Below are 1,570 nucleotides of genomic sequence, written 5' to 3' on the forward strand. Positions count from 1 at the left end.
AAGTCAATATGACCCCCGGCAGCGGGGCTGACCACCGCGCGACATAGCGCGGATTAGCATCGTGCCAGAGCCGCATTGGGTGGGATCGCGGGGACCCCTACCCAAGGAACTTTTCAACGCGGAGGTCAGCATGGAAGACGATAGCACTTTGTACGTTGGTCTGGACGTTCACAAGGATTCGATCACGGTGGCGTACGCCGCAGGCATGGGTGAAGTAGAGCTGTTGGGCAAGATCAGAAGCACGGATGCCGAAGTGGATCGCATGAGCAAGCGGCTGCAGTCGAAGGCGCGGCACGTCTTCATGGTTTACGAGGCAGGGCCATGTGGCTACGGCCTTTGTCGGCAGCTCGTTTCGAAGGGGTTCGACTGCATGGTGTGCGCGCCTTCGTTGATTCCGCGCAAGCCAGGTGAGCGCGTCAAGACCGATCGCCGCGACGCGATGAAGCTAGTGCGCTCCCTGCGTGCAGGCGACCTCAGCGCAGTTCATGTGCCGACCGTCGAAGACGAGTCGTTCCGGGATCTCGCGCGTGCTTGGTCAGCTGCCCGGGAGGATCTGAAGCAGGCGCGGCAGCGGCTGAAGTCTTTCCTGCTGACGCATGGCGTCCACTATCTCGGCCGACCCAACTGGGGTGCGACGCATCGACGCTGGCTGAGCACGTTCTCGTTTGACAGTGCTTGGCAGCATCTCGCGTTCGATGAACATCGGCGAACGATCGAAGATCGGATGGCCCAATGCCAGCGACTGGAGGCGGCGTTGCACGAAGCGGTTGTCAGCTGGCGTTTCTATCCCGTAGTGCTTGCCTTGCAAGCGATGCGCGGCATCCAGTTCACGTCGGCTATCGGACTGGTGTCCGAGCTGGGAGACCTGTCGCGCTTTGATCATCCTCGCCAGTTGATGGCTTGGATCGGCGTCACTCCGTCGGAGCATTCTTCGGGCGGCAAGCGTCGCCAGGGCAGCATCACCAAGACGGGCAACAGCTATGCAAGAAAGTTGTTGATCGAATCCGCGTGGAGCTACCGGCACCCGGCCCGGGTGAGCGTCGACATCCAACGGCGACACGAAGGGATCCCCAAGCCTATTCTTGATCGAGCGTGGGATGCGCAATTGAGGCTATGCCGCAGATACCGAAGGCTGGTCGCTAAAGGCAAGAGTCCGAACGTCGCGATCGTTGCCATCGCGCGAGAACTGATCGGCTTCATATGGGATATTGGGCGCACGGGGATGGCCATGGCGCATCCGCGCGAGGCGGTGACCACGTAGGCATCCACGCCTCCACACTCAATCGACAGAAGTTCAGACGAAAGGAGAGAGCTTCCTGAGGGCGGCGCAGCCCGGTATTCGAGCAACCCGCGTCCGCGTTTGGCAACGGCCTCGGCCGGCTTGCGGAGCAAGAAAGCGGCAGGCTCTTGAGACGGACCTCTGTAATGCGGCACCAATCCGCGAATATCAGCGTGATCCACCGTCGAGACTTACTGCTGCGCCGCCCTTAGGAAGTTCGCCCGTAGAAGTTCTTGGAAGACCCTACCAACCCAACCAATACGCTGGTTGACACCGGGAGTCATATCAGCG

Annotated in this window: 1 protein-coding gene; it reads left to right on the forward strand. The window is 60.7% G+C overall.

Annotated features, from left to right (window positions below; genetic code table 11):
• The first annotated feature begins 130 nt into the window (after positions 1-130).
• Entirely contained in the window at positions 131-1,261 is a 1,131-nt protein-coding gene (locus tag QTH97_RS36870; RefSeq protein WP_286573737.1) for an IS110 family RNA-guided transposase, read from the forward strand.
• The last annotated feature ends 309 nt before the right edge of the window (positions 1,262-1,570 follow it).

It is taken from the genome of Variovorax gracilis (assembly GCF_030317115.1).
Taxonomy (GTDB): Bacteria; Pseudomonadota; Gammaproteobacteria; order Burkholderiales; family Burkholderiaceae_C; genus Variovorax; species Variovorax gracilis.

Coding starts and splice junctions, on each gene's coding strand:
- QTH97_RS36870 (WP_286573737.1), top strand. CDS start 131: ATGGAAGACGATAGCACTTTGTACGTTGGTCTGGACGTTCACAAGGAT.